2 protein-coding genes are annotated in these 1,204 nt (G+C 49.9%); one reads left to right on the forward strand and one right to left on the reverse strand.

The features are described 5' to 3' along the window. On the reverse strand, positions 1–371 hold a 371-nt coding region (locus V6D20_04965; protein HEY9815140.1), incomplete at its 3' end, for a hypothetical protein. Positions 372–580: 209 nt separating this feature from the next. Here V6D20_04965 and V6D20_04970 point away from each other — a divergent pair. Further along, the coding region (locus V6D20_04970; GenBank protein ID HEY9815141.1) for a cysteine peptidase family C39 domain-containing protein at positions 581–1,204 on the forward strand (624 nt) is incomplete at its 3' end.

The raw sequence follows: 1,204 nt of genomic DNA on the forward strand, positions 1-1,204 counted from the left end.
TCAATCAGTTCATAAGCCGCGCGGGCCAGCAAATCAGGTTCTAGGATGAGCTGGATAGCTTCTAGATCTTGTTCCCAGCAAGTTCTCAGCGAAGTATCCTTAGCCGAGATACATAGGTTACCGGGATGAAAAACTAGATCATGTGTTTTGCCCTCTGCGGTGCGTTCAACTCTCAGTCCACTAATCGTAGGAATCGTAATAATATGCTGCTGGCAAGTGTATTCTGGAAATTCGAAGGGAGGAACCTGATGAAACTCAAGCTGGATGCCTTGCCAGTTAGCTGAATAACTTGATATCGAAGATATTCGAGGCAATGCCTCAGAAAAACCATCTTTTTTAGAAAGATCGAGTTGGAGAACTTGGGTTTTCATCTTTGATGTGATTTTTGCTGGTTATGCTAGCATCATCGCGAAAAATGAATAAGCAATTTACCTTAGTCTCAATGAACGTCTTGTTTCAAAGGCGGTTTGTTGAGACCAAGACAACTAGGAGTTCCCTGAAGGCTATTGGATTTAACCGTGTTAGACGTGAGGGCTGCAGGCTGCAATATAGACTAATGCCCATAATGTAAGCTCATTCTATGAAATATCCAGTTGTTTTTCAACACAGTGAAGAAGACTGTGGTGCCGCCTGTCTGGCAGCGATCGCCAAACATTATGGGCGTATCTTTAGCATTAGCCGCACTCGCGAAGCTGTGGGAACTGGGCAGCTCGGCACAACGCTTCTAGGGCTCAGGCGCGGTGCTGAAACGCTAGGCTTTGATGCTCGTCCGGTCAAAGCATCACCAGACGTGATCGATCGCCTCGACGAGGTACCCCTGCCCGCCATCATTCACTGGCAGGGCTATCACTGGGTTGTGCTTTATGGTTGCCGAGGCAAGCAGTACGTGGTAGCCGATCCGGCGGTGGGGGTACGATATGTATCCCGAGGGGAATTGATGAAGGCCTGGGGCAATGGCGTCATGTTACTGCTCATCCCCGATGACGCACGCTTTGACGACCAGGTCAACGATGAAATTCAAGGTTTTGGACGATTTCGGCGGCGCATTTGGGCCTATCGGGGTCTGCTGGCTGAAACGCTGGTGCTGAACTTGGTAGTGGGGCTGCTAGCCCTGGCAATGCCCCTGGTGATCCAGATTCTCACCGACGAGGTGCTAGTACGGGGCGATGCTGATTTGCTCACCACTGTAGCCCTAGGCACCTTA

Source organism: Candidatus Obscuribacterales bacterium (assembly GCA_036703605.1).
Classification (GTDB): Bacteria; Cyanobacteriota; Cyanobacteriia; order RECH01; family RECH01; genus RECH01.